The following is a 23,071-nucleotide window of genomic DNA, read 5'->3' as shown; positions in this document are numbered from 1 at the left end:
CTTGAGCGATCGGCGGGCAGTTTACGCAGGGCGCCGATCGCTCCGACGCGGAGCTACTTTATTTCAGTATGGCCCCCTTGGGTGGGTTATAGCCGGTCTCTTTGAACATGGCCTGACCTTGGGGGCTGGTCATGAACTGGATAAAGGCCATGCCCAGTTTGGGGTCGGGCGCATCGACGGGTACCGCGGCATAGAAGACCAGGGGCTGGGTGTGAACGGTCTTGGGTTTTCCGTCCACATTCAGGGTGAAGTGGACTTTGCTGTACCAGTCTTTGACCATAGCCGGATTGCTGAGATTGATTTGATCGGGCAGGGTGATATACGGCAGATGCTGGGATTTTACTGCACTAAGATACCCCGAGGCGGCAGCCATCTGGCCACTCTTGAGGCGAGAAAGTAATGACGCCTCCGTGAATATCTGCTGTGGGTTCTCGACCGGGCCGAGGACTTTGTTCGCCAGATCCGGCTCGTGGTAATACTTTTCGGCCAGCATGAAGGTGAAGACGATATTTTGCCCTTGGGGATCGGTTTTGGGATCCGTGCGACCAAAGACTACCCCTGGTTTCTGCAGAATTTTATACCAGGGCACTTTGCCTTCCGCGGCTTCTTTAAAGTCTTTGGCGTAGGGGCTGTCGGAACTGTAAGCGATGCACATGGCGGTACTGGCGACCGGGTAGGCCGCCCTGACCAGACCGGCCTTTATCAGCACCTCGATAGGGCCGGGGGTGATGGAGACAAAAACGTCGGTGCGCAGTTTGTGGGCGGCGATGAGGTGAGCGAGAGCGTAAGCGCCCTGGCCTTCCCCCTGATATTGCACGTTATGGGCTTTGGCGAAAGTCGGTCCGAGATACCGGTCCATGACCGCACCCATGGAACCTGCGTAAGCGACACGCAGGTCTTTGGCCATGACCTGGGGCGACAAAGTCAGCAGGCTGGCGGCGACGATCAGTGTAAGGGAATTTTGATAATGACGGTGTTTCACGGGTTCTACTCCTGCGGCCTGCGAAATATACGATGGAATATACCGGCAAATATTTTTCGCTGTCAACATACTTTTCAAGCTTTTTATGCTTTGGTATGCCATGAATTTGGCATCTTTTTTGCTGCATCTTTCACACGGCCCTATAGCCCACTTATTTGTTCGCTTTCTGACAATAATGTGTACTTATTGACGTCTAAGGAGAGACTTTTTGAAACTGCGGATACGGCGGGCGCATGTCGAGGCGATGGTGCAGAAGTTCCCGCATCTGGAGAGCTTGCGGGAGCAGCTTCGTTTCGGGGAGGTAGTTGAATTGCCTTTTCAGCAATTGGCGCAATATGAGCTGGGTTTCCTCGCCACGCTGTATCAGGCAGCGGGACCGGAGTTGCAGGCACAGTCCGCCATATTGTTTGCTCTGCAAAAAGCCAGGCAGGCTAATGATCTGCGTTTCGGACCTGAGGATGATCTCGAACGGTTATTACCAGCGCTGGCCGGCCTGCTGATTGAAGATGCTATCCGGGGCTGGCTGTTCAGTATCAATGTGGATGGTAAAGCCCTGGCTTATGTCGTCACCAGACTGGATTATGTGGCGCCGGGAAATGACGAAACCGGCAAGATCGTCATAGAACTAAAAGCGAACGCCAAGGGCGTCGTTGCAAGCCTGGCCATTCGTATTTCTGCGGGTGATATGGCAAATCGTTCAGTAAGGGAAATTCTCACTACAAAGGGATTTCTGAAAGAAACTCCGGAGCTGATTGCTGCCTACGATGAAGAAGTCTCCCGTTATTTCGACTGGCGGGGGCATTATGGCGCACAGTATTCGGCGCTCGGGGTCGGCTTCTATGCCGAAGATCCCAGCGCGACACATCGGGATACCGACTGGTCACGAAAAGACGTGATCATTTTGTCGGCGGGAGAGGGCAGGGCGCGTCTGGTCAATGATGAAGGCATTCTGACCAGCAGAGTCACAACACTGGAAGTGACCGGGGATATTCTCGGCCCCTATTTGCGCAAAGCGGCAAAAAGCAATCGCTATGGCGCCGAAGAAGAGATGGGGCAATTCCAGTCTGTTATCGAAAATGATTTGTTCACGAAAATCCCCGTGCATCCCTATTTATTCATGTTTCATCTGGAGCTTCATCATTATCTCTGGGTGCATGCCAGCGATCTTGCGCCTTACGCTTACCAGCCCACATTGAAGCAAAAGCTGATTTTACCCGCTGAACAGATGGATCTGATTGACATTTTGACCGCCGAGATGGACGTGCTGATGGATGATGTCATCACCGGAAAATCCGGTGGTACCACGGTGCTCTGCGCCGGACCCGCCGGGGTGGGGAAAACCCTGACTGCCGAGGTGTATTCGGAAATCATTCAGCGACCGTTGTATCGGGTGCATTCAGGTCAGCTGGGATTGAATGTGGCCAGTATGGAGACCGCGCTGAAAGAGATACTGACCCGCGCTCAACGCTGGGGCGCCGTGATGCTGATTGATGAAGCGGATGTCTATATCAAGCGCCGGGACGACAATATGACGATGAATGCGGTGGTGGGCGTCTTTCTGCGGGTGCTGGAGTATTTTAATGGTTTGTTATTCTTGACCACGAATCGGGTGGATGACATAGATGAAGCCATTGTCTCCCGTTGTATTGCCTTGATTAAATACAATCCCCCCGATGCCAATGGACGCCGGCAAATCTGGCAGGTGATGTGCAATCAGTTTTGTCTCGATATCTCCACATCGGCCATTGACGAATTGGTGAATATTTTTCCGGCGGCCACCGGCAGGGATATTAAAGGACTGGCCAAACTGGTAGCTAAATTCTGTAAACAAAAACAGGTGCTGCCGACCGTCGAGGTCTTTAAACGTTGTTCGGTATTTCGCGGGCTGGAACCAGCTGCCGCGTGACCTTTGTGATATAAGTTTTTTAATGCAATAGGGAGAAATGAATATGCGTACAGTCATTACCCTGGCAGGTCAGGATGTGGGCTTGGTGAGTGCAAATGATATGGCCCTGGCGATACAGGCAGCTGAGGAAGTTTTCGCGCAACACGGGGTTGATCCTATGACTTGTGAAGTGGCTAATCAGAAGCAGTATAGTGATGCGGAAATTACCATGGATGAAGCATTATTGTGCACTATATGGGAAGAAGCCAATTATGCCGCCTGGCACAAAGCCACCATTGGCTGGATGAGTCGGGATATTGATCTTTACATGCTGGTACGAAGCGCTGCGGCGGATGACATGGATGTCCTATCAGCATAATATTTTATGATTTTCCGGATTAAAAAGGAGTTTCACCATGTTTGGTAAAGCCTGTGATTTTAACGAGCTGCGACAAGGAAAATATGAAGTGGCGGTGGTTAACCGGATACTGCTCATGATTGTGTGGCCCAGCCGGGGAGACCCCCGGGCTTTTCACGGAATGTGTCCCCACGCCAATGAACCACTGGCTGATGCCCGCTTCGATGGAGAGACTCTGACTTGTGCCCATCATGACTGGGCATTCAGCGGTGAAACCGGCGCGTGCATCAAGGGCCAGCCCTGCACCCTCAGGGAGTTTCCGCTGAAGATTGAAAATAACGAAGTATTAGTGGATACCGGTGATTTTGCACCTCATGGACCCCGCTAAAGTCATTGGCAAATATGGATCCGCACTTAAAACCCGTCTCTCTTGCTTCCCCAGGGATGAGAGCCGGGAACCACTTCCGCTTTGATTCCGGCTTTTTCAACATCGGTGAGGGTTTTATAGAGGGTCGCTTCATGGGCTAATATGCTGCCCTGCATTACAGCGACATAACGTGCCGGCAGATCGACATCACAAATGTAACCGCCTCCTGGGTCCTCAACGCTGCGTAAATTGCCATCCCAATCCATGAAAAAGCCACTCATGATCCATCCTCGCTGGTGTTGTTCAAAAAGTCGGTGGGGGTGAAACGATGCCTGTCGAGTCAGCGCAATTTGCGCTCGGCGGGCGAAAAATTGCTCAAGTGCCCCTCTTTCGCCGCTTGCGCACGACCACGCGCCATCAGTCCAGCACTGCGACCAGGTGCGGCCACCCGCGAAAGCTGTTTTTCCAGGTGTTGGCTGCCGCATTGCGGGCAGTTTGGGATATTTGAGCCCATGACCAGTAATTCAAAGTCGGCGTCGCAATCGCAACAATGGTAATCGAAGATAGGCATTATTGTTCCTTTGTCAGGTTATGGCCAAAACGGCATCTGTTATCCGGTGCAGCAATAATGATGCCTGTTCAGGTGGCGGCTTTTATCCGCCTCGGTGTTTCGCGCAACATATTCAGACATTCCAGATTGGCGACCATATCCAGTGCAGTGAAATCATCGAGCGAAAGGAGGCTCCGGTCCGCACCGAATGCCAGCAAACGCTCCACTACCGCCGTCTTGCCAGCGGATGCGGCATACATCAGGCAAGTGGCGCCGTTGTCATTCTGGTGGTTGAGGTGGGCGCCAACCGCCACCAGCAGGTCCAGGGTGTCCAGATTCTCACTGACACAAGCGAACCAGAGGGCCTGATTGCCATCGTTGTTGCGCTGGTGCGGGTCGGCACCGGCGGCGAGCAGTTCAGCCACCCGTTCAGGATCGCCTTCGCCGGCAGCGCGCATCAAGGGCGTCACGCCGTCGCGGGTACGCGCGTGGATGTCTGCGGCGGGAAACCCCTGCGCCGTCAGCCAGCATTGCAGAGCCTCGGTGAGCTGCCGATTTGCGGGCGCATGCACCTGACGCCAGGCTTCGTAACCACCATCCAGACTGTACACCTCTGCAAAACCAAAATCGGCAAAGAACTGGGCACGCATCTGGCTGGCGTTGCCATGGTAGCAATAGATCAGCACCGGACGATCTTTGGCCACGTTCAGTACATAGTCATCGGCGTTGTAATCGCCCAGGAGAGAAGCTCCGACAATATGGCCGGCCTGAAAGTCACTGGGGTGACGACAATCCAGCAGCACGGTGTCCTGCTTGTACAGGAGTTCGCGGGCCTTATGCACATCAATACGCTGAAAGGAGCGGGTGTTCATGCGTTTTCTCCGGTGTGAGTACGAGTTCCCGGTGGGCATAGGGCGGGAGGGTGCTAATCCGTGTATCCGTCAGGGCATGACCCACGGTGAAATGGTAGAGGGATTGCAGGGTGTGGTCCCTGATCCCCAATGTTTCATGCACGGCGTCATCAAAAAAACAGCCGATACCGGTGCCGTTCAGGCCCAGTACCTCCGCCTCCAGATACAATATCTGGCCTAATAATCCGGCTTCCTGATAGAGCAAACGGTAATGCCAGGCGCCGCTCTGCAGGGGGTCGGCATACTCCGCGAGAAAGACCACGGCAAAGCAGCTATCGGCGGCAATGGCCTGATGACAGGAGAGGGTCCGGGCAATGCTGCGCACGTCGCCGTCATAGAGCCGTCGCAGAGGCAGATGGGCGGGCGCCCCGGCCACTGTTTGCCAGGAGAAATCCGGATTAAGGGCCGTGCGTAGCACTGTTTCACCCCCTGTTGTGCGGGGCAGGGCATAGAGGCCACTGCTCAGACCTTCGACGCGATGCACGAACAGTATCGGATGGATGCGCGGGGTGAAGGGCCAGACATCCCAGGGCAGGGCGGAACGGGGCAGCAACGCATCCAGGAGGGTAAAGAAATCGTCAGTCGCCATGACCATCTTCGGGTCGAAGCGCTGGGCGCTGCGCCGACGGCGGATCAGGGTGCTGGCAGCGGTATGCCCCGATTTTTTGCGGGCTGGCCATGGATCAGGCGGAAGCGGGTCGGGAGTGCGTAGCGGCATCCTGCTGGCGCTGGTCGTTTCGGCGATGACCGGCCACTGATACAGGGGGTGGGGATCCAGGCAGTTGGCCTGACCCCGCCATTGCCCCGGCAGCACAGCGGGACTAGTGCTGGCGGAAAACATGGTATCGGCTGGGAGGATTTCGAGCAGCAGCTCCGCATCCTCGCCTTCGGCATGCGCGAAATCGCTGGAACGATCCAGGCCGAGGAGGCTGCGCAGTCGGGCATCGTCCACATCCCCGCGCAAGCGAAGGTGCCAGCCCAGGGTGCCCGCAGCATAGCGCAGGGCACCCAGCGCATGGCCAATATCCAGTTGGCAATATCGTAGTGCCCGTTCGCCGTATTTCCAGGCTTCGCGCCACGCTATGGAAGTCAGCGCGATATACACCCCTGAGCCGTACTGTTCGGCATCGGGATACCAGCGCTGTTCTAACAAATGATCCCGACTCAAATAGTGGTAGAGTCCATCACTGATGCCCTGCACCCCGAAGGCGAGAAGATAGGCCTCGGTGGGATGCAGGTTGCCGCTGGACGGGTTGCAGCGCAACGCCCAGCGATCCGGGCCGTATTCCTTCCAGGCTGCCAGCCCGAGGGAAAGCTCCAGAAACTGAGCGACCGCCTGGAGAGTGACGGGTTGGGGCGTGGCGGCGGACAGCCCGGCGAAGGTGACGGCAGTTTCGTCCGTCAGCAACGGCAAGATGCGCTGCGGGCTTCCGGTGAACGCGCGGAAGGGGTTGGGTTGTGCATCCCAGTCCAGCGCTTCCGGCCCGGCGGCATAGCGATTCAGGTGATGCTTGGAGCGTTCATGGTAGGCCATCACCACTTGCAGCGCTTCGCTGTTATTGCTTGTCGTCATGATCTGCGCCGTTCCGTTAGTCAGCCTTGCTCGTGGCATTGTATTGCGGCGCGGCAAGCACCTGTCAACATTCTTTCGGCGCGCTGACCGCCACCTTTTCCAGAGAGACATGACTGACACCCATGGCCTGATGAAAGACTTTGAACACCTTTTCGGAGACTGCGTCAGATACCACAAAATCCTGATACGACTGGCTGAGTAATTTCACATAAAGCGCGTGCAACGCCTGATCATCCAGGGCATCGGTATTCCCCTCTCTTTTCAGGTAGTCATGAAAACGTTTGAGGATATGGAGACGATTAATATGGACCACCGTCTCATCATAGTCGATGTTCAGAAACTTCAGGAAATCCTCAGCGGAGGACAAACTCGCCAGTGTTTTACGTAGATCACTCATAGTGTCATCCTTGGAATTCGTCAGAGGGGAGAGGAGCTAAAGCTGCTGGATTGCTGTTTGGCCCACACAGGCTGGAATCGGAATCCGGACAGTTATTGCAGTCTTTTTCCGTCAGTTGCACGGCACGGCCGCTGGACTGGGCCTGCGATTCCAGTTGAGAAATCCGTTCCATCAGGCACTGAATGGCTTTGCCCACCGGGTCCGGCATGAGATGGTGATCCAGATCAATACCGTGGGTGGCGATACGGCGCCGTTCTGCTGGCAGCACGACGCGGCCAGGGATGCCAACCACGGTCATGCCCGCCGCCACATCGTTAATGACCACTGCATTGGCACCCACCTGACTGTCATGACCGATGGTGACGGGCCCGAGGATTTTCGCGCCCGCCCCCACCATGACCCGATCCTGCAATGTCGGGTGGCGTTTGCCCGGATTCCAGCTTGTGCCCCCCAGAGTCACCCCGTGGTACAGGGTACAATCGTCACCAATTTCTGCCGTTTCGCCAATCACCACACCCATGCCGTGGTCGATAAAGAAGCGCCGCCCGATCTGTGCCCCCGGATGGATATCGATGCCGGTCGAGAAGCGCGCCGTGGCGCTCAACACGCGGGCCGGATATCGCCAACCCCACTGCCACCAGCGATGTGCGAGGCGATATGCCAGCAACGCATGTACCCCAGGGTAGGTGGTGAGGATTTCCAACGTATGGCGAGCAGCCGGATCGCGTTCGAAAACACAGTGAATATCGTCGCGCAGGTTGCGCCACAGACCGGACTTGCGGGGTTGTTCTTTGTCGAGCAGGGTAGCAGCCACGGGCGTGTCCTCCATTCAGGAATGAGCGCGCAGGGACTCCACGCTCTCCAGAAGAAAGCGATGCAGGTCCTCTACGGGCGGTGGTGCCTTGTGCTGAAGCACATAGACGCGAATCTGTTTGAGGATGCTTTGCGCCTGTAATTCGGTGATGACGCTACCCAGTTCGGCATAAGCCCGCACGATGGACCTGGTTCCGGAATGCTTGCCCAGCACCATATGGTGCTGGCGTCCTAGTTCCTCGGGGTCGAAGCTCTGGTAGTTGCGGGGATTTTTGAGTAATCCATCGACGTGAATACCCGACTCGTGATGGAAAATGGCATCACCGACGATGCTTTTTCCGGCGGGTACCGGTCGCGCGGAGGCCTGCGCCACCAGTTGCGAAATCGCCTTGAACTGGCGCACTTCAATACCGGTCTCGAAGCCGTGCAAATGGTGCAGACACATCACCACTTCCTCCAGCGCGGCGTTGCCAGCGCGCTCGCCCAGACCATTCACTGTCGTGTTCACATGGGTGGCACCAAAACGCAGGGCAGCGATGGAATTGGCAGTGGCCAGGCCCAGATCATTGTGGGCATGGATTTCAATTTCCATGTCCGTGGCCGCACGTAGGCGCCGCATGATATGCGCGGTGTTAAAGGGTTCCAGAATACCCAGGGTGTCGGCATAACGAAAACGGCGTGCCCCCGCGCGTTCTGCAACCTCCATGACCCGCAATACAAAGTCCAGGTGGGTCCGGGAGGCATCCTCGCCGCCCACCGCGACGTCCATGCCGCTGTCCAGCACCTGCTTCACCCGGCGGTCCACCTGCTGCAAGACCCACCGGCGGTCTTTGCCCAGCTTGCTGCGTATCTGGATGTCCGAAACCGGAACCGAGGCATTGACCATATCCACAGCACAACGCTTTGCCGCAGCGAGGTCCGAATCGTGCATCCGGCACCAGACCACCAGGCGGGCGGTGAGGCCCATCCGAGTAATGCTGCGGATGGTTTCTTCCTCTTCGCTCCCCATGGCGGGGATGCCGATCTCCAGTTCCGGAATCCCGGCATTGGCCAGACTCTCGGCGATAGCCAGTTTTTCATCGGGGCGGAAGGCCACCCCTGCGGTCTGTTCACCATCACGCAGGGTGGTGTCGTGAATTACCGCGATGCTGCGGGAGAGTGGATTAAGTTCATGCATACACGGGTGCAAAGGCATTATCGGTGAGAATGGGGCCATTGGCACCCCAGTAGGGAGATAGACGTCGCAATTGCTCGATGATGGGCGGTGTCTGTGCAATCACCCAGTCCACTTCGGCCTCCGTGGTTTCCCTGGATAGAGAAAAACGGATGGTGCCGTGCGCTGCCGTGTAAGGGATATTCATCGCGCGCAGCACATGGGACGGCTCCAGCGACCCGGAGGTACAGGCGGAACCTGAGGAGGCAGCGATGCCGACCCGACTCAGGAGCATCAGGATGGCCTCGCCCTCAATATATTCAAACGAGATGCTGGCGGTATTGGGCAAACGGTGTTCCGGATCGCCATTGGCGAAGGCATAGGGCACCTGTGCCAGTATGCCAGTCTCCAGACGGTCCCTTAAAGCGCGCACCACGGTGTTTTCATACTCCATATGCTCCAGGGCCATGTCTGCCGCCAGCCCCAGGGCGATAATGCCAGTGGTGTTTTCTGTTCCGGCCCGGCGCCCGCGTTCCTGATGGCCGCCGCGCAGTAGCGGCCGATAGCGGGTGCCCCGGCGCACATAGAGCGCACCGACGCCTTTCGGGGCATGTAGCTTATGGCCCGAGAGGGAGAGCATATCGATAGCCGATTCCTGCATGTTCAGGGCAATTTTGCCCACCGCTTGCACGGCGTCCGTATGAAAGAGTGCACCTTTTTCCTTGGCCATCCGTGCCATGGTTTCGACGGGGAAGATCGTTCCCGTCTCATTGTTGGCATACATCATGGAGACGACGGCCACCTGCTCGCTGAGTGCTGCGGCATACGCCTCCATGGAGATGCGCCCAAGCCGGTCCACGGGAATGTAGTGGACTTTATAGCCTTCATGACGTTCGAGATGATCACAGAGCGCCAGAATGGCCGGGTGTTCCACCACGCTGGTGATGATTTCCCGGCGGCTGGGTTGTATGGCCAGGGCCGAGAGGATGGCGGTGTTATCGGACTCCGTACCGCAAGAGGTAAAAATGATTTCCGAGTCGTGTTCTACCCCCAGCAGGGCCTGTACGGAGGCGCGCGCTTCTTCCAGACGTTTGCCCACATCGCCACCGAAGCTGTGCATGGAGGAGGGGTTGCCGTAATACTCGCTGAAGTAGGGAAGAATAGTCTCCAGCACCCGGGGATCTACCCGGGTAGTGGCATTGTTGTCCATATAGGCGCTGCTCATGGCTACACCCCCACGGCTTGCGGCATGCTGGCCGGAACGACCCGTACCGGACGGCCGAGAGTCAGCATCAGGCGTTCCTGAATGCCGGAAATGGTGATCCCGGAAGACTGGCAGTTCATGCACGAGCCACTCATGGCTACCATGACCGTATCACCATCCACATCGACCAGTTCGATATTGCCGCCATCCATCTGGAATTGCGGGCGCATTTCATCGATCACGGCGGATATCTTCTGGATTTTCTGGACCATGGTCATGGGGGCCGGGGTGATTTTGGCGGCGGGCTTCGCCGCTACCACCGGCAGCGGCGTGCTGCCGTTTACTGCCGCGAGGATATCCTCGATCTGCTCATGGCAACTCTGGCAACCGCCGCCCGCCTTGGTATAGAAAGTGATCTCTTCGACCGTCGACAAATGGTTTTCTCTGGCTACCTTCTCAATGAGCGCCGAGTCGATAGCGAAGCATTTACATACCAGCGCGCCTTCTTCGTGATCATCTGCCCATTCTTCGCCACGGTAATTGGCGATGGCGGCGTGCAAGGCCTCGGCACCCATAACGGAACAATGCATTTTCTCCGGAGGCAACCCGCCCAAATATTCAGCGATGTCCTGATTGGTGATTTTGAGCGCTTCATCCAGCGTCTTGCCCTTGATCAGTTCAGTCAACGCCGATGACGAGGCGATGGCGGAGCCGCAGCCAAAAGTCTGGAAGCGGGCATCCAGAATGACATCCGTATCCGGGTCGACCTTGAGCATCAGGCGCAGGGCGTCTCCGCAACTGATGGAGCCAACCTCGCCGACCGCGTTGGCCTCTTCGAGGACCCCGGTATTCTTGGGGTTGAAGAATAAATCTTTGACTTTATCGGTATAGTCCCACATGGCGTCAGCTCCGATGTCCGCAGGCGGAGGCTGAGGCAGCGGCGGCCTCGTCTCCCGTGGTGAATGACGACCCGCAACCGCAGGTTCCCGTAGCATTGGGGTTTTCGAAACGGAAGCCACTGCCGCTGAGTTCGTCCACGTAGTCGATGACGACCCCGCTGAGCAGCGTAGCGCTGGCGTTGTCCACGTAAACCGGCACACCCTCTATCGCCACCACGGTGTCCTCGGTGCCGGCTTCGGCCTCCAGCCCCATTCCATATTGATAACCGGAACAACCGCCCCCGGTTACCGCAACCCGTAATCCGCTCGCTTCAGGATTCTCGGCAAGCAGATTCTTTACGACATCAATGGCTTTTTCCGTCAATATCAGCATGACATACTCCTTACGCGACAGGGGTTCCTGTATGCTTCTGTGCAAGACTTGGGCCAGCTTTTAGATTTGTTATCAACTTATTGTTATTATGATGATTAACAACGGATGTTGAGGTGTCATTAGTGCGTTTTGTTGGTTTCTCTACATCTTCCAGGATGCTTTTGCAGGAAAACGAACATCACGGAACAGTGCCGAGATGTCGAAAACCCGGAGACCGCTGGGTGTCCGGGTTTTCGCTAACACAGTGGCAAAAGCGCTTATACGGGCCGGTTTTCACCGGGATCACGTACTGGACCCATGCCCGCCAGGCAGTCTGCATAGCTGATCTCGGGGAATACGCTACTGTATTGCAGGGCACTCTCGGCGATGCGGTTGATCTTGCCCGCCGTGTCGAGCTTTTTGAGGTCGTTGCGTTCCAGTCCGAACAAGTCCAGCAGTTCATTGTAGACCGTCGCTTCATCCAGCGGCAGGATATAAAATGGAATACCTTTGTATTCCAGATGGTAGCGCTTGCTGAAGTCGATATTGTTGCAGTAAATAAAATATTTACCGGTCGGATCCAGGCTGTCAGCCAGTACCTCTACCAAGCTTTCCAGATAGCCAAAGGACAGGAGATAGCAAGAAAAAAAACCGATTTTCGGTGCCCCCGGCTCTGCCACGCTGATGATCTGCTGGGCAAGAAGTTCTGGGGGGCGCGCCTCGTCGGCTAGCGCAACGGCGAACTTGATGGCGAGCTCCCCGCGAAAACCAAAGCGTCCCTGCGTGTTAATCTCGCCTTTGAAAACCGGGTTCAGCAGCCGCTTCTGGCGGTCTAAATCAGCAAATGCGCTGTGTTCAATGGTGGTGGACATAAATACTCCGTAGTGGTGGTGATAAGTACATTACCCATGTGCAGAGAGCAGATTCCAGCCGCTGGCATTTTCCGGCCCGAAACACCGGGCATAATCGTCGCATACACTGCAATTCGGAGCCTGGCAGAGCCGGATTGCCGCCTGGTCGCAAAGTTGCTTATAAAGGAACTTTTTCCATTTCATGTTGCCGCTGTTTTTCAGGTGAAGAAGGGGAAAATGGCGTTTTATCACCGCACTGAGGTCCTCGCGCTCGGTCAATCCCAAGTCCTGCCAGAGGTGGTCATCCCCGAAGCAGGCGGTTGCGATGATCGCGGCCGACCACTCTTCTGCCGCACTCAGGCCCGCACGGTGATCCAGTAGAAGCTTCTGCAGATCGCTGTTTTCCTCGCTGCGCAATAGTGCTTCACCGTCACCACCGTGACACTGGCAGAGAAAGATTCCACCTACGGCAGTATGGAGGCGGACCTTCATGCACTGCGTTGCCATCCGGGCATCCATCAGCTCAGGAAAGTAGCGGGTGAGCAGTGCCGATAGCTGCTCGGGCGCCAGCCCCAGCGTGCTGCTGATAGGGCTTTTTACGTCGGTAGCGCGGTGGCTGACACAAAGGGCGAAGAAATGGGCATCGGCCAATGTTTCGCTCTCTCGACGCAAGGACATCAGGTATGTATATATGGCCGCTCTCATCATTCCCTCCCTGAATATCCGGGCACCCTTTTACGCAGACCGTCTCATGGCTGCATCTACGGGGGCGTGGGTATAACAATCCTTGGGGCAAACCCGGGAGCAGGCCTCGCAGCCAATGCATTTTTCTGGATGCGCAATCGTCATGAATTTGCGTTCCGCCTCGTCATCGTCAGCCGCCACCAGCTCGCCCTCTTCAGTGATACCAATAAGATTCAGCACATCCCGACCGCAGGCGCGGAAACAGCGCCCGCAGCCAATGCACTTTTCCTCGTTGATATGGTCAACGAACTGGGGCGTCCAGCCGAGCCCACCCTTGGTGGTACCGGTTATGTCGGACATGGCATTATCCTCCGGGAAATGACGCGAGCCGCGCCCTGGCCGCGGTCAGATCGCGGTAGGCGGCGTAGGTACGATTCGCAAGCTCCAGAATGTTCTCCCAGCCGATGGGCAAATCTTCGGCCAGATCGTGAAGATCCATTTTTGCCTGAGTAGCCTGGGCATTGAGCCGTTTGATTTCTGCCTTCAATGTATCTTTTTCATCCACAATCAACTCCCAGTGATTGGTCTGTTCCTCTGTTACCGGTAACATCTCCATTAATACGGACATGGCGTCATACTCCTCTGCGCTGATGAACCATAAGCGTGAGTTACGCTGGTTCAAGGGTCAAAAGCGGGCCACCTCCGGAAATTTCTCGATCATTTCCAAGGCACCTGCTACCAGTTTGTCACCTTCTTCGGCCAGTTTTTCCATGCTGGGGAAGCCAAAACGATGCACATCGCGCAACTGTTTGTTGACGACGATCAGCCGTCCGGCAATCAGCACCATGCGGCCAAAGCCTTCATGACTCATTTTCATCATGGGAGATACCATGACTCCGGAAACACGCTCCGTAGCCAACCCCACGGCGTTATAAAAAAGTTCTACCCGCCAAAGCATTTCGGGATCAGGATCGCCAATAATGGGTATCGCCCGGCGCTGCTCCTTATCCAGCACGTAGGGTGCCAGCAGCTCCAGGTCGGACTTTTTTTCCCAGGCACCATAGCTATCCTGTGCCCGCCACTGCTTGACCAGTTCGCGAAAAAACAGGGACTCTTCCGGCACGATGGCCACGGTAGCATTCTCAGGCATGGTTCAACTCCTCTTCGTCATCAAAATTAAACGCTTTTTCTGCACCCTTGTTCATGACTTTGCGCAGCCAGGGGGGCGGGTTTCCCTGTAACACGACCTGTAGTTTGTCGAGTATTTCGTTGATAAGCTCCGGTTCATTCACCTTGATGGGATGAATTTTCATGGCGACTACGCGCGCCGCACCAGAGCCGCCAATAGCGGCCACATATAAAATGGCACAATCCTTGATAGCCTCCAGCTTGGGGGCCAGTTTATCTTCGTTGCCATCTTCGGCAAGTTCACCATCAAATTGTACGGCTTCCAGAAAATGGTGGCCTTCTGGGCTGAGTTCATAAATAGCGATGTTTTTCGCCCAGCCGAAATGGGCATCGACTCTCTGCATATCCTGAGTTGAAAATGCGACTTTCATGGTGCCTCCTCGGCTTTGGCCAGATAAAAAATGACTACTGCGTTCCGCGTCCTTAACCAAACGCAAACGGCGCATGTGCATCGTGATCCTCCATGGGTAATGGCCAACTATCTGGACGATTTTCCTCTTCCTGTGCCATTAACAGGTTGCCGATCTCGAAGGTCAGATCGCGGGCACCGCGATAGCCAAGAGACAGACGATGGGCGGCGCCGAGCTGGTCAAAAATAGGCAGTCCCATGCGCAGGAAAGCGATCTCCAGGCGCGCCGCCGCCTGCCGTCCATGGGAGTGGGTGATGAGCAAGTCACATCCAGCACTCCGCGCCTCCAGGTCTTCCAGATCACCGATGAGCACTTCTTCACAAGGCATCTGTTCCAGTAGCGGCGAGTGGGTGGTGGTCACTGCAGCCGTGATGATCGCCCCCATTTCGTTGAACCACGATCCGATATTCCAGAGCAGGTCAGGCTCGGCGCCGATGGCGATTTTTTTGCCGCCGAAGAAAAAATGACTGTCGAGCATGGCGTCGATCAACTGACTGCGTTGCCGACGATATTTGCCGGGCACCGGTTGTCCGCTCAACTGACTCAGGCAATCCAACAGCTGATCCGTCGCTTCGATGCCGGTAATGCGATCGAAGAGCACATAAGGTTGGCCGGTCTTGCTCATCAGGGCTTCTGCCCCAGGACGCATTTGTTCGCCCAGGGCAATAGTCAGTTCTGCCTCGCCCATGCGCCGGATGGCATCCACTGGCGTGCCGCCCAGGGTATTGGGCGTGAAGTCGTCTGGAATGTGGCCATCCATTGACCCAGAAATATCAGGCAGGATGGTCGTTTCCAGCCCAAAGGATTCACTGATCTCCCGGAGTTCCTCGATGTCCGCAGCGGTGAGATGGGACCCCACGAGGAAATTGACGGAACCTTCCCGGCGCGCGCTGCTGGGTTCGGCCAAGTCCTTCACCATGCTCTCCACAGCCTTGGCCCAGCCGTCCTGAAAAGCATCCTTAAAATCTGGGGTCGAGACGTAAACCAGGGCTAGCTGGTCCAGTTCGGGATGGCTGGCGCGAAAGTTTTTGAGATAACCATCCACATCATCGCCTTTGGTCTCGGTGACGCCGGTGGAACAGATGCCGATGATGGCCGGTTTGGTGCGCTGCTGAATGCTGAGAATAGCGATACCGATATTATCCAACCCGCCCATGACCGTCGCCACTTCACTCATGGCGGTGGTCTGCATGGGTATACCCTCGTTAAAATGGCGCTGAAAAAGCACCAGACCAAAGGCGGTACAGCCCTGAGAACCATGCAGCATAGGCATGCAATCGGCGATGCCCATGAAGGCCAGGGCGCCGCCGATGGGCTGACTCATTTTGAGGGGGTTGACCGTACAGGCTTTGCGGTTCTGAATGACGGTGCTCATGCCCGTGCCTCCCGCATATCCCAGGGTGCGGGTTTGCGCAGTAAGGTCCACATGGGGTTGTAGAGGGCCAAATCGATCTGTTTCACCAGATTGACCATCCCTTCGTAACCGTTATAGGCGTGATGGCGTTCCTGGTTAATGTCCACCCAGGGCATTTTGTTTTTGAGGGCGGCAAACTGGGAGCGGCCACCCGACAGCAACACATCCGCACGCGCCTCCTGAAACATCTTGTACATTTCCCGCGGCGTCATGTCATCAATCATGTGCGCGTCCTGACCCATGAGTTCCTTGATTTTTTCTTTGTCTTCCTTGGTGGATTTCTTGACACTGGTCCCCACCACTTCCATCCCGCCTTCCTGCAATGCGGACACCACCGACCAGGATTTAACGCCTCCGGTAAAGAGCAGCACGCGTTTGCCGCGCAGACGATGGGTATATTCGGCGATACGCTGCCAGGCCCTGGCCTCTTCCCGGACAATCAGCGCCTCGGTGCGGTCCCGGAGTTCTTCGGGAGCACCCTGCTGGATCAATAGGCGTGTAATTTCCCGAAGCGATTCTGTGGTATCAGATATTCCATAAAATGACCCTTCAAAGAACGGAATCTGATAACGCTCTTCCATTTTGCGCGCAATATTGATCATGGATTTAGAGCAGACCATCATATTGGCCCGAGCGCGATGGGATTGCGCCACGTCGTGATATTTGGCGTCACCGCTGATACAGCAGGTTACCCGGATTCCCAAATGATCGAGGAGCGGCTTGACCTGCCAGAGTTCACCGGAAAGGTTGTATTCGCCGATGATGTTAATGTCATAGGGTGTGCTATATTCCGGTTCTTCCGTGCCGATGACATAATCGAGCAGGGCCTCTCCGGCCAGCTTGTTGCCGAGATTCTTGGCGCCGACAAAGCCCGGAGAATTGACGGGAATGATGGGCTTTGCAAATTTCTGACTGGCCGCTTTGCAAACGGCTTCGATATCATCCCCGATCATCGCCGGTACGCAGGTCTGATAGACAAACACCGCTGGTGGATCGTATTTATCGATGATCTCTTTGATGGATTTGAAGAGGTGTTTTTCACCACCATAGACGACATCCAGTTCGTTGATGTCGGTCGTAAAGCCGGTACGATACAGTTGCGATCCAGAGGATTTTGAACCGCGATTATCCCAGGAGTTGCCCTCACAGGCGATGGGGCCGTGAACCAGGTGGGCGACGTCGGTGATGGGCTGCAAGGCAATTTTTGCGCCATCGAAAGCGCAACCGCCAGCCGCACCACCGGGTTGCAGCGCCTTGGTGCAGCCCTTTTTGCGTTCTTTGTCAGACTTGCTCTGGTTCTTGCTGCATCCCGGCTCATTAAAAACCTCCTGGATTTTGTTCTGCAACATAAAGCACCTCCTGGTAAGTCAGAATGCGACAAAGAATTGATCACCGGGTCCCACTATGCACTGGCAGGCCAGCCGCCAATAGGGACCTACCCACGGTTTCTTGCCTTCACCGGCCAGCACGGCGGGGAGCTTGCCCAGGGCGTGCAATGTTTCCTTTTCAAAAGTCGTCAGAGACAACTGCTGTTGCTTCCCCTGTGGCACCACCTTCACGGTGCAGGCCCTGCAAGCCCCTTTCCCGCAACTGACAGGTAACGGCACATTCCACAGCCGAGCCATCTTCAGGAGAGAGATGGGATGATGGTTGTGACAGGAAATAGACCAGTCACCTCCGATACGCGGTGAAATAAATTGCACCTCTCCCATCGCTCTATCCTCACGAAATAAAATTCAGAGCCTTACCAGAATATCCTCATCGCGCACGATGTACTGGCATGCCAGGCGCCATGGTGGAGGCATATCCCTCACCTCCGCGTCTTCAATTTGTTCTTTGCTGATTTTTCCAGAAAACCGGAGAACTGTTTTTTCCTTTTCAGTGAGGTGAATAGCCATGGGTGTATCTGCCATCACCACCACCTGTATTGAGCAGGACCCACATTCACCATTTTCGCATTCAAATTCAATCGGCACCTTATGCGCCTTGGCTACGGATAATAGGGTGTGACAATCACCCGCTGTGGCATAAACCGTAAGGTCTTTAGCCATTTTTGGGGAGGTGAAAGTGACATCTGCCATGTTACTGCTCCTTAGAGTGGCGGCGTAGTCACGCCGCCGAATAGCTAAAACTTCGTCGGTTCAACGATTAACGAATAATGTCGAAACTGTAGTCGCTTTGGCTCGGTACATTGCTGTTATTGTCGATCTCATCAAAAATCTTATCCAATATGCGCACCAGCATATTGAGACCGCCCTGATAGCCCCAGATGGGGTAACGGTGATGATGATGGCGATCGAAAATCGGGAAGCCATAACGGATAAGGGGCGTGCCGGTATCGCGTTCCAGATATTTTCCGTAGGTATTGCCGAAGAGGAAATCCACCGGCTCGGTGAACAGCAGGCTGCGCATATGCCAGAGATCCTTGCCGGCATAGACATGACAATCCTTGCCGAAGGGAGAACTATCGAACAGCGCCTGCACTTTTTCCGCCCAGTGCTTGGTTCCATTGGTAGCCAGCACATGGGTGGGTTCACCGCCCAGTTCCATCAGGAAGGCCGCCAGACCGAGACACTGATCCGGATCACCATAGAGGGCGAATTTTTTGCCATGGATATGTGCCGTGGAATCCGCAATAGCGTCTACCAGGCGTCCGCGTTCTTTTTTCAGTTCATCGGGAATCGCTTTGCCGCTGACGCGGGCTAATTCCATAATGAATTTGTCCGTACCCGATACACCGATGGGGCAATTCAGAGCAACGACTTCCTGACCATGCTCCGCAATGAAAGGCAAAGTCTTTTCCGTGCAATATTCCTGCATGGAGAAAGTGGCTTTGGCATTCAAGGCTGCGGCCGTGTCTTCCAAAGTGGTACCGCCGTCATACATGCGGAATTTCCCGTCGCTCGGCGTATCAAAAACATCGCTGGTGTCGGCCAGAATCGTATATTCCAGATTCATGAGGTCCAGGATGCGCTTCACTTCACGGGTGTTACCGACGGTATAACCATCAAAGCCGCCAATGAAGTTGATCTTCTCGTTGGCTTCGCGCACGAGTGCCGGTACGGTACCCGCCTTGCCGTCCCAAAAATGGGCCAGTATACCCTTCAAAGCATTGTCATAGCCGGTGATATGGCTGCCGACGAAGGCCGGAGTATGGGCGAAAGGCACGTCATACGCTTCTGGTACGCTGCCTTTTTCCTTGGAGGTTTTGATGAAGGCGTTCAGGTCGTCACCGATCACTTCCGCCATACAGGTGGTGGAAACGGCAATCATCTTGGGCTTGTACATGGCGTAGGTATTGGCGAGGCCGTCAATCATGTTGTTGAGGCCGCCGAATACTGCGGCATCCTCGGTCATGGAAGAGGACACACAGGAAGTCGGTTCCTTAAAATGCCGACTCAGATGGCTGCGATAATAAGCGACGCAACCCTGCGATCCATGCACAAAAGGCATGGTGCTCTCAAAGCCCACCGCCGCAAACACGGCACCCAGGGGTTGGCAGGCCTTGGCCGGATTTACCGTCAAGGCTTCACGGGCAAAATTCTTTTCCCGATATTCCCACGTCTTTGTCCACTCACGGACCTGCACGAGCTTGTCGGCAGGCTCGGGATTCTCAAATTGTTCCTTCTTGTTCTTGAGCATCTCCTGGTATTCCGGTTCACGGAACAGGTTGAAGTGATCAAGCACCTTTTCAGCGTTCTGACTCATGGCGTTATTCCTCATTCGATCGTTGGGGCGGTCCGTTATCCGCCGATAAGCGGGCGGCAGGTGCCGCCCCCACGGGGCTTACTCCCAGGGCGTTTTGGTCAAACTCCACACGGGGTTGTTGATGGCCATATCCATATCCCGGGCGAAGATGGCGAAGCCGTCATAGCCGTGATAAGGACCGGAATAGTCCCAGGAGTGCATCTGCCGGAAAGGTACGCCCATTTTCTGGAAGACATACTTTTCCTTGATGCCGGAACCCACGAGATCAGGTTGGATGGCTTCCACCATCTTTTCAAACTCGTAGCCGGTCACATCGTCATAAATCAGCGTGCCGTCTTTCACATAATGGGTGGTCCGCTGGTAGTCGTCGTTATGCCCGAATTCATAACCGGTTCCGACCACATTCATGCCGAGATCCTCATAGGCGCCGATCACATGCCGAGGACGCAAGCCACCGACAAAAAGCATGACCGTTCTTCCATCCAGACGTGGCCGGTATTTGGCGATCACTTCCTCGGTGAGGCGGTTATACTTCTCAATGACTCGTTCCGCGCCTTCCTTGATGTGATCATCAAAATAACCGGCGATCGTCCGCAGGGACTCGGCAATTTTGGAAGGTCCGAAGAAGTTGTACTCGACCCACGGCACGCCATGTTTTTCTTCCATATAGCGGGAGATGTAGTTCATGGAACGATAGCAGTGCAGGACATTCAATTTGGCCATGGGGGTGTTCTCCAATTCAGCCAAAGAACCGTCACCAGACCACTGGGCAATCACCCGCAGACCCATCTCTTCCAGAAGGATACGCGAACTCCAGGCATCACCACCGATGTTATAGTCACCAATAATGGCGACATCATAAGGGGTCTTTTCGAAAGCCTTGGGTTCTGCGCCCTGCTTTTCGAAGACATAGTCGCGGATACTGTCGTTGGCGATATGGTGGCCGAGCGATTGGGATACCCCCCGGAAGCCCTCACAACGCACCGGAACAATGGTTTTGCCACCGTATTCCTTCGACTTCTTTTTGGATACCGCTTCGATGTCGTCTCCGATCAGGCCGATGGGGCATTCCGATTGCACGGTAATACCGTGGTTCAAAGGGAAGAGATCCTCGATTTCATCCATGATCTTTTCGAGTTTCTTATCACCGCCGAAAACGATGTCTTTTTCCTGGAAATCGGAAGTGAACTGCATCGTGACAAAGGTATCCACACCCGTAGTACCGATATAATAGTTACGGCGTGAGGCCCAGGAATACTGACCGCAGCCGACGGGTCCGTGGGAAATATGAATCATGTCCTTGATCGGGCCCCAGACCACGCCCTTGGAGCCGGCATAGGCACAACCACGAATGGTCATAACGCCGGGCACCGACTTGATATTCGATTTAACCCCGCAATCCGATTTTCCCTCCTCATACACACCTAAATGTTTGGCGCGTCTTTTGGCGGTTTTCTCCGGATAGACCTTCAGTACTTCATCAATCAGGGCACGATTCCGCGTTTTGGTTTCCGCGACCATCTGCTCCCTGGTTTCTTCAGCGGTAATGCTCATCATATCTCTCCTTATAGCTAGGAAAAGTGAGGGCAGCCCCATACGGTCGGGTGCCCTCGGGTACTCAGACTGCTGCAGCCAGCTCGGCGGCTGATTTGCCGATCAGGCTGGCATCTTCCTTCTGCATGATGCCGAACTCCATGAGCATGTCTTCCAACTCGTCCATGGTGATCGGGGTTGGGATCGTGCCGTTACCGGCATTGGCATGGATTTTCTGCGCCAACTGACGATATTCCTCGGCCTGCTTGGATTCCGGTGCATATTCCAGCACCGTCATCCGCCGCAGTTCCGCATGCTGCACAATGTTATCGCGGGGTATGAAGTGAATGAGCCTGGTGCCCAGTTTGCCGGCCAGCGCATCCGCCAGTTCCAGTTCCTTGTCGGTCTGACGCTCGTTACAGATCAGCCCACCCAAGCGCACGCCGCCCGAATTGGCATACTTGAGCACGCCCTTGGAGATGTTGTTAGCGGCATACATGGCCATCATTTCGCCGGACATGACGATATAGATTTCCTGCGCCTTGTTTTCGCGGATAGGCATCGCGAAGCCACCACACACCACGTCGCCCAATACGTCGTAGGAGACATAGTCGGCACCGTCATAGGCCCCATTCTCTTCCAGGAAGTTAATGGAGGTGATCACGCCACGACCCGCGCAACCAACACCCGGCTCAGGACCACCGGACTCTACGCAGCGGATGTCGCGGTACCCGACTTTCATGACATCTTCCAGTTCCAGGTCTTCCACACTGCCAGCTTCCGCGGCGAGGCTCAGTACGGTGTCCTGTGCCTTGGAATGCAGAATCAAACGGGTGGAGTCAGCCTTCGGATCGCAGCCAACGATGAGAATCTTTTGGCCCATTTCCGATAGAGCCGCCAAAGTGTTTTGGGAGGTGGTGGACTTACCAATGCCTCCCTTACCATAAAAGGCGATTTGCCTTAATTTACTCATTGTCATGTCTCCTGTTTCAAAAATGACCTAAATTTGTCAGGTGGAAGCCCCCAAAAGCTGGGAAGAGTCGCTTTCCATCCAGACCGTTGCAAGTGCCGTGCCAGGCCTGAAAGCATCTACATAACACATTATTTTATATGTAAAATAATGCTTTCTGTGGGGTCTCATGCGGGCTGTTTGAAAACCTACAAAACGCACCTTCTATGTCAGGAAGCACACAGCGTTGACGCGCTTGCGTCATGCCTAGTACTGCTATTGGATCGTCGGGGCAGCCTCCATAAGCTTTAACAAATTCACTTTTGTTTGAATGGCTTAGTGCCTTATCTGGAAGATGATCATATTTTTTGGCTCTGCCAGGCGGATATTCGGGTGCTGAAGGCGTAAGTGGAAATATATGGCATAAATACTGCTTTAATTCTCCATTCAAGCAAAAAGGCTTGCTCAATTTTGGGAGGACGATATGCAGATCGGTGTGGATTGTGATCTCGCGGTGGGTAATCGGCGCATTTTTGTGCTGGATACGGATGAGATTGGGCGTATGGCGGTGCAATTCATGCTTCATGATGAATATGAAACCCACGAAATCGCCAGTCTCCAAGCTGCTCTCGCCAAAGCTCAGGATTGGCCGCCGGACCTGATCATTCTTGGCGAGGCGCTGCTGGGTGAAGGCCAGCTGAATGTGGAAACGGTGAGTGAACAATTTCCCAAGGCACGACTGATGCTCGTGGTCGGGGAAGCGCGGTCGGCCCTAAGCCAACCCGCCATCAGTAAGGGATTCGTGTTGCTACATAAGCCGCTGCGGCTTGAGGATGTCCGCGCCAAGGTGGCTGCCGTGTTGCAGAATTAGCCGGATCAAGGACGTCTTT

28 protein-coding genes are annotated in these 23,071 nt (G+C 55.1%); 4 read left to right on the top strand and 24 right to left on the bottom strand.

Translation table 11 applies throughout. From position 1 onward, the window contains the following. Positions 1 to 58: 58 nt before the first annotated feature. Complete coding sequence (locus H2515_RS07840) at positions 59 to 982, bottom strand: extracellular solute-binding protein (RefSeq protein WP_198661364.1); 924 nt, start codon at positions 980 to 982, stop codon at positions 59 to 61. A 208-nt stretch (positions 983 to 1,190) separates the two neighbouring features. On the opposite strand from H2515_RS07840, the gene H2515_RS07835 reads away from it, so the two are divergent. The 3 genes from H2515_RS07835 to H2515_RS07825 are packed head-to-tail and all read left to right on the top strand — an operon-like array spanning position 1,191 to position 3,613. Next, positions 1,191 to 2,888 (top strand): AAA family ATPase, encoded by a 1,698-nt coding sequence (locus H2515_RS07835; RefSeq protein WP_014029014.1) that lies wholly within the window; start codon positions 1,191 to 1,193, stop codon positions 2,886 to 2,888. A gap of 37 nt (positions 2,889 to 2,925) precedes the next feature. Next, positions 2,926 to 3,246: a hypothetical protein gene (locus H2515_RS07830; RefSeq protein WP_143217853.1), complete on the top strand. Its 321-nt coding sequence runs from the start codon at positions 2,926 to 2,928 to the stop codon at positions 3,244 to 3,246. A gap of 37 nt (positions 3,247 to 3,283) precedes the next feature. Then, positions 3,284 to 3,613, top strand: a complete 330-nt coding sequence (locus H2515_RS07825; protein ID WP_014029016.1) for a Rieske 2Fe-2S domain-containing protein — start codon at positions 3,284 to 3,286, stop codon at positions 3,611 to 3,613. A gap of 26 nt (positions 3,614 to 3,639) precedes the next feature. Here the strand turns inward: H2515_RS07825 and H2515_RS07820 are convergent, their stop codons facing one another. From H2515_RS07820 to nifH, 23 genes are all read right to left on the bottom strand, one after another. Beyond that, a complete protein-coding gene (locus H2515_RS07820; protein WP_014029017.1) occupies positions 3,640 to 3,873 on the bottom strand; it encodes a hypothetical protein in 234 nt (77 codons plus the stop codon). Between the two features lie 59 nt (positions 3,874 to 3,932). Next, a complete protein-coding gene (locus H2515_RS07815; protein ID WP_014029018.1) occupies positions 3,933 to 4,163 on the bottom strand; it encodes an FmdB family zinc ribbon protein in 231 nt (76 codons plus the stop codon). A gap of 68 nt (positions 4,164 to 4,231) precedes the next feature. Then, complete coding sequence (locus H2515_RS07810) at positions 4,232 to 5,014, bottom strand: ankyrin repeat domain-containing protein (protein ID WP_198661363.1); 783 nt, start codon at positions 5,012 to 5,014, stop codon at positions 4,232 to 4,234. Further along, entirely contained in the window at positions 4,986 to 6,626 is a 1,641-nt protein-coding gene (locus H2515_RS07805; protein ID WP_198661362.1) for a nitroreductase family protein, read from the bottom strand. Before H2515_RS07805 ends, H2515_RS07810 begins: the two co-directional genes overlap by 29 nt. Positions 6,627 to 6,690: 64 nt before the next feature. Next, positions 6,691 to 7,023, bottom strand: a complete 333-nt coding sequence (gene nifW / locus H2515_RS07800; protein ID WP_014029021.1) for a nitrogenase-stabilizing/protective protein NifW — start codon at positions 7,021 to 7,023, stop codon at positions 6,691 to 6,693. 4 nt (positions 7,024 to 7,027) lie between these two features. After that, positions 7,028 to 7,837 (bottom strand): serine O-acetyltransferase, encoded by an 810-nt coding sequence (gene cysE / locus H2515_RS07795; protein WP_198661361.1) that lies wholly within the window; start codon positions 7,835 to 7,837, stop codon positions 7,028 to 7,030. Positions 7,838 to 7,852: 15 nt separating this feature from the next. Beyond that, positions 7,853 to 9,013, bottom strand: coding sequence for a homocitrate synthase (nifV, locus tag H2515_RS07790; protein ID WP_198661360.1), 1,161 nt, complete (start codon positions 9,011 to 9,013; stop codon positions 7,853 to 7,855). Continuing rightward, the gene (gene nifS, locus H2515_RS07785) at positions 9,006 to 10,214 is read right to left on the bottom strand and encodes a cysteine desulfurase NifS (RefSeq protein WP_014029024.1); all 1,209 of its coding nucleotides are present in this window, start codon (positions 10,212 to 10,214) and stop codon (positions 9,006 to 9,008) included. The genes nifV and nifS overlap by 8 nt, the downstream gene beginning before the upstream one ends. 2 nt (positions 10,215 to 10,216) lie before the next feature. Then, positions 10,217 to 11,092 (bottom strand): Fe-S cluster assembly protein NifU, encoded by an 876-nt coding sequence (gene nifU / locus H2515_RS07780; protein WP_198661359.1) that lies wholly within the window; start codon positions 11,090 to 11,092, stop codon positions 10,217 to 10,219. Between the two features lie 4 nt (positions 11,093 to 11,096). Continuing rightward, entirely contained in the window at positions 11,097 to 11,465 is a 369-nt protein-coding gene (locus H2515_RS07775) for a HesB/IscA family protein (RefSeq protein WP_014029026.1), read from the bottom strand. Positions 11,466 to 11,722: 257 nt separating this feature from the next. Beyond that, on the bottom strand, positions 11,723 to 12,316 hold the full coding sequence (locus tag H2515_RS07770) for a hypothetical protein (protein WP_014029027.1): 594 nt from the start codon (positions 12,314 to 12,316) through the stop codon (positions 11,723 to 11,725). 30 nt (positions 12,317 to 12,346) lie between these two features. After that, positions 12,347 to 13,003, bottom strand: coding sequence for a nitrogen fixation protein NifQ (locus H2515_RS07765; RefSeq protein WP_232821614.1), 657 nt, complete (start codon positions 13,001 to 13,003; stop codon positions 12,347 to 12,349). Positions 13,004 to 13,030: 27 nt separating this feature from the next. Further along, the gene (fdxB, locus tag H2515_RS07760; RefSeq protein ID WP_014029029.1) at positions 13,031 to 13,339 is read right to left on the bottom strand and encodes a ferredoxin III, nif-specific; all 309 of its coding nucleotides are present in this window, start codon (positions 13,337 to 13,339) and stop codon (positions 13,031 to 13,033) included. A gap of 4 nt (positions 13,340 to 13,343) precedes the next feature. Beyond that, entirely contained in the window at positions 13,344 to 13,607 is a 264-nt protein-coding gene (locus tag H2515_RS07755; protein WP_014029030.1) for a CCE_0567 family metalloprotein, read from the bottom strand. A 57-nt stretch (positions 13,608 to 13,664) separates the two neighbouring features. Continuing rightward, complete coding sequence (locus tag H2515_RS07750; protein WP_014029031.1) at positions 13,665 to 14,129, bottom strand: NifX-associated nitrogen fixation protein; 465 nt, start codon at positions 14,127 to 14,129, stop codon at positions 13,665 to 13,667. Then, positions 14,122 to 14,538: a nitrogen fixation protein NifX gene (nifX, locus tag H2515_RS07745; protein WP_014029032.1), complete on the bottom strand. Its 417-nt coding sequence runs from the start codon at positions 14,536 to 14,538 to the stop codon at positions 14,122 to 14,124. Before nifX ends, H2515_RS07750 begins: the two co-directional genes overlap by 8 nt. A gap of 52 nt (positions 14,539 to 14,590) precedes the next feature. Beyond that, on the bottom strand, positions 14,591 to 15,952 hold the full coding sequence (gene nifN, locus H2515_RS07740) for a nitrogenase iron-molybdenum cofactor biosynthesis protein NifN (protein WP_198661358.1): 1,362 nt from the start codon (positions 15,950 to 15,952) through the stop codon (positions 14,591 to 14,593). Further along, entirely contained in the window at positions 15,949 to 17,340 is a 1,392-nt protein-coding gene (nifE, locus tag H2515_RS07735; protein WP_198661357.1) for a nitrogenase iron-molybdenum cofactor biosynthesis protein NifE, read from the bottom strand. Before nifE ends, nifN begins: the two co-directional genes overlap by 4 nt. 18 nt (positions 17,341 to 17,358) lie before the next feature. Next, a complete protein-coding gene (locus tag H2515_RS07730) occupies positions 17,359 to 17,703 on the bottom strand; it encodes a 2Fe-2S iron-sulfur cluster binding domain-containing protein (RefSeq protein WP_198661356.1) in 345 nt (114 codons plus the stop codon). Between the two features lie 24 nt (positions 17,704 to 17,727). Next, the gene (locus H2515_RS07725) at positions 17,728 to 18,072 is read right to left on the bottom strand and encodes a 2Fe-2S iron-sulfur cluster-binding protein (protein ID WP_198661355.1); all 345 of its coding nucleotides are present in this window, start codon (positions 18,070 to 18,072) and stop codon (positions 17,728 to 17,730) included. 67 nt (positions 18,073 to 18,139) lie between these two features. Continuing rightward, positions 18,140 to 19,699 carry a nitrogenase molybdenum-iron protein subunit beta gene (nifK, locus tag H2515_RS07720; RefSeq protein WP_014029037.1) on the bottom strand — a complete coding sequence of 520 codons (1,560 nt, stop codon included), beginning with the start codon at positions 19,697 to 19,699 and terminating at the stop codon, positions 18,140 to 18,142. Positions 19,700 to 19,777: 78 nt separating this feature from the next. Further along, positions 19,778 to 21,256 (bottom strand): nitrogenase molybdenum-iron protein alpha chain, encoded by a 1,479-nt coding sequence (gene nifD, locus H2515_RS07715; protein WP_223306811.1) that lies wholly within the window; start codon positions 21,254 to 21,256, stop codon positions 19,778 to 19,780. A gap of 61 nt (positions 21,257 to 21,317) precedes the next feature. Continuing rightward, positions 21,318 to 22,205, bottom strand: coding sequence for a nitrogenase iron protein (gene nifH / locus H2515_RS07710; RefSeq protein WP_014029039.1), 888 nt, complete (start codon positions 22,203 to 22,205; stop codon positions 21,318 to 21,320). Positions 22,206 to 22,665: 460 nt separating this feature from the next. Between nifH and H2515_RS07705 the strand changes: the two genes are divergently transcribed. Next, complete coding sequence (locus tag H2515_RS07705; RefSeq protein WP_014029040.1) at positions 22,666 to 23,052, top strand: DNA-binding transcriptional response regulator; 387 nt, start codon at positions 22,666 to 22,668, stop codon at positions 23,050 to 23,052. Positions 23,053 to 23,071: the final 19 nt, after the last annotated feature.

The organism is Acidithiobacillus ferrivorans (assembly GCF_016250455.1).
Lineage (GTDB): Bacteria > Pseudomonadota > Gammaproteobacteria > Acidithiobacillales > Acidithiobacillaceae > Acidithiobacillus > Acidithiobacillus ferrivorans.
Note: the sequence above shows the minus strand (reverse complement) of the source record. Positions and strands in the feature narration are given on the sequence as shown.

What these genes read in the sequence shown, in the direction of transcription:
- H2515_RS07830 (WP_143217853.1), top strand. Translation starts at nt 2,926, where the DNA reads ATGAATATGCGTACAGTCATTACCCTGGCAGGTCAGGATGTGGGCTTG.
- H2515_RS07825 (WP_014029016.1), top strand. Translation starts at nt 3,284, where the DNA reads ATGTTTGGTAAAGCCTGTGATTTTAACGAGCTGCGACAAGGAAAATAT.
- H2515_RS07820 (WP_014029017.1), bottom strand. Translation starts at nt 3,873, where the DNA reads ATGAGTGGCTTTTTCATGGATTGGGATGGCAATTTACGCAGCGTTGAG.
- H2515_RS07815 (WP_014029018.1), bottom strand. Translation starts at nt 4,163, where the DNA reads ATGCCTATCTTCGATTACCATTGTTGCGATTGCGACGCCGACTTTGAA.
- H2515_RS07810 (WP_198661363.1), bottom strand. Translation starts at nt 5,014, where the DNA reads ATGAACACCCGCTCCTTTCAGCGTATTGATGTGCATAAGGCCCGCGAA.
- H2515_RS07805 (WP_198661362.1), bottom strand. Translation starts at nt 6,626, where the DNA reads ATGACGACAAGCAATAACAGCGAAGCGCTGCAAGTGGTGATGGCCTAC.
- nifW (WP_014029021.1), bottom strand. Translation starts at nt 7,023, where the DNA reads ATGAGTGATCTACGTAAAACACTGGCGAGTTTGTCCTCCGCTGAGGAT.
- nifV (WP_198661360.1), bottom strand. Translation starts at nt 9,013, where the DNA reads ATGCATGAACTTAATCCACTCTCCCGCAGCATCGCGGTAATTCACGAC.
- nifS (WP_014029024.1), bottom strand. Translation starts at nt 10,214, where the DNA reads ATGAGCAGCGCCTATATGGACAACAATGCCACTACCCGGGTAGATCCC.
- nifU (WP_198661359.1), bottom strand. Translation starts at nt 11,092, where the DNA reads ATGTGGGACTATACCGATAAAGTCAAAGATTTATTCTTCAACCCCAAG.
- H2515_RS07775 (WP_014029026.1), bottom strand. Translation starts at nt 11,465, where the DNA reads ATGCTGATATTGACGGAAAAAGCCATTGATGTCGTAAAGAATCTGCTT.
- H2515_RS07770 (WP_014029027.1), bottom strand. Translation starts at nt 12,316, where the DNA reads ATGTCCACCACCATTGAACACAGCGCATTTGCTGATTTAGACCGCCAG.
- H2515_RS07765 (WP_232821614.1), bottom strand. Translation starts at nt 13,003, where the DNA reads ATGATGAGAGCGGCCATATATACATACCTGATGTCCTTGCGTCGAGAG.
- fdxB (WP_014029029.1), bottom strand. Translation starts at nt 13,339, where the DNA reads ATGTCCGACATAACCGGTACCACCAAGGGTGGGCTCGGCTGGACGCCC.
- H2515_RS07755 (WP_014029030.1), bottom strand. Translation starts at nt 13,607, where the DNA reads ATGTCCGTATTAATGGAGATGTTACCGGTAACAGAGGAACAGACCAAT.
- H2515_RS07750 (WP_014029031.1), bottom strand. Translation starts at nt 14,129, where the DNA reads ATGCCTGAGAATGCTACCGTGGCCATCGTGCCGGAAGAGTCCCTGTTT.
- nifX (WP_014029032.1), bottom strand. Translation starts at nt 14,538, where the DNA reads ATGAAAGTCGCATTTTCAACTCAGGATATGCAGAGAGTCGATGCCCAT.
- nifN (WP_198661358.1), bottom strand. Translation starts at nt 15,952, where the DNA reads ATGAGCACCGTCATTCAGAACCGCAAAGCCTGTACGGTCAACCCCCTC.
- nifE (WP_198661357.1), bottom strand. Translation starts at nt 17,340, where the DNA reads ATGTTGCAGAACAAAATCCAGGAGGTTTTTAATGAGCCGGGATGCAGC.
- H2515_RS07730 (WP_198661356.1), bottom strand. Translation starts at nt 17,703, where the DNA reads ATGGGAGAGGTGCAATTTATTTCACCGCGTATCGGAGGTGACTGGTCT.
- H2515_RS07725 (WP_198661355.1), bottom strand. Translation starts at nt 18,072, where the DNA reads ATGGCAGATGTCACTTTCACCTCCCCAAAAATGGCTAAAGACCTTACG.
- nifK (WP_014029037.1), bottom strand. Translation starts at nt 19,699, where the DNA reads ATGAGTCAGAACGCTGAAAAGGTGCTTGATCACTTCAACCTGTTCCGT.
- nifD (WP_223306811.1), bottom strand. Translation starts at nt 21,256, where the DNA reads ATGATGAGCATTACCGCTGAAGAAACCAGGGAGCAGATGGTCGCGGAA.
- nifH (WP_014029039.1), bottom strand. Translation starts at nt 22,205, where the DNA reads ATGAGTAAATTAAGGCAAATCGCCTTTTATGGTAAGGGAGGCATTGGT.
- H2515_RS07705 (WP_014029040.1), top strand. Translation starts at nt 22,666, where the DNA reads ATGCAGATCGGTGTGGATTGTGATCTCGCGGTGGGTAATCGGCGCATT.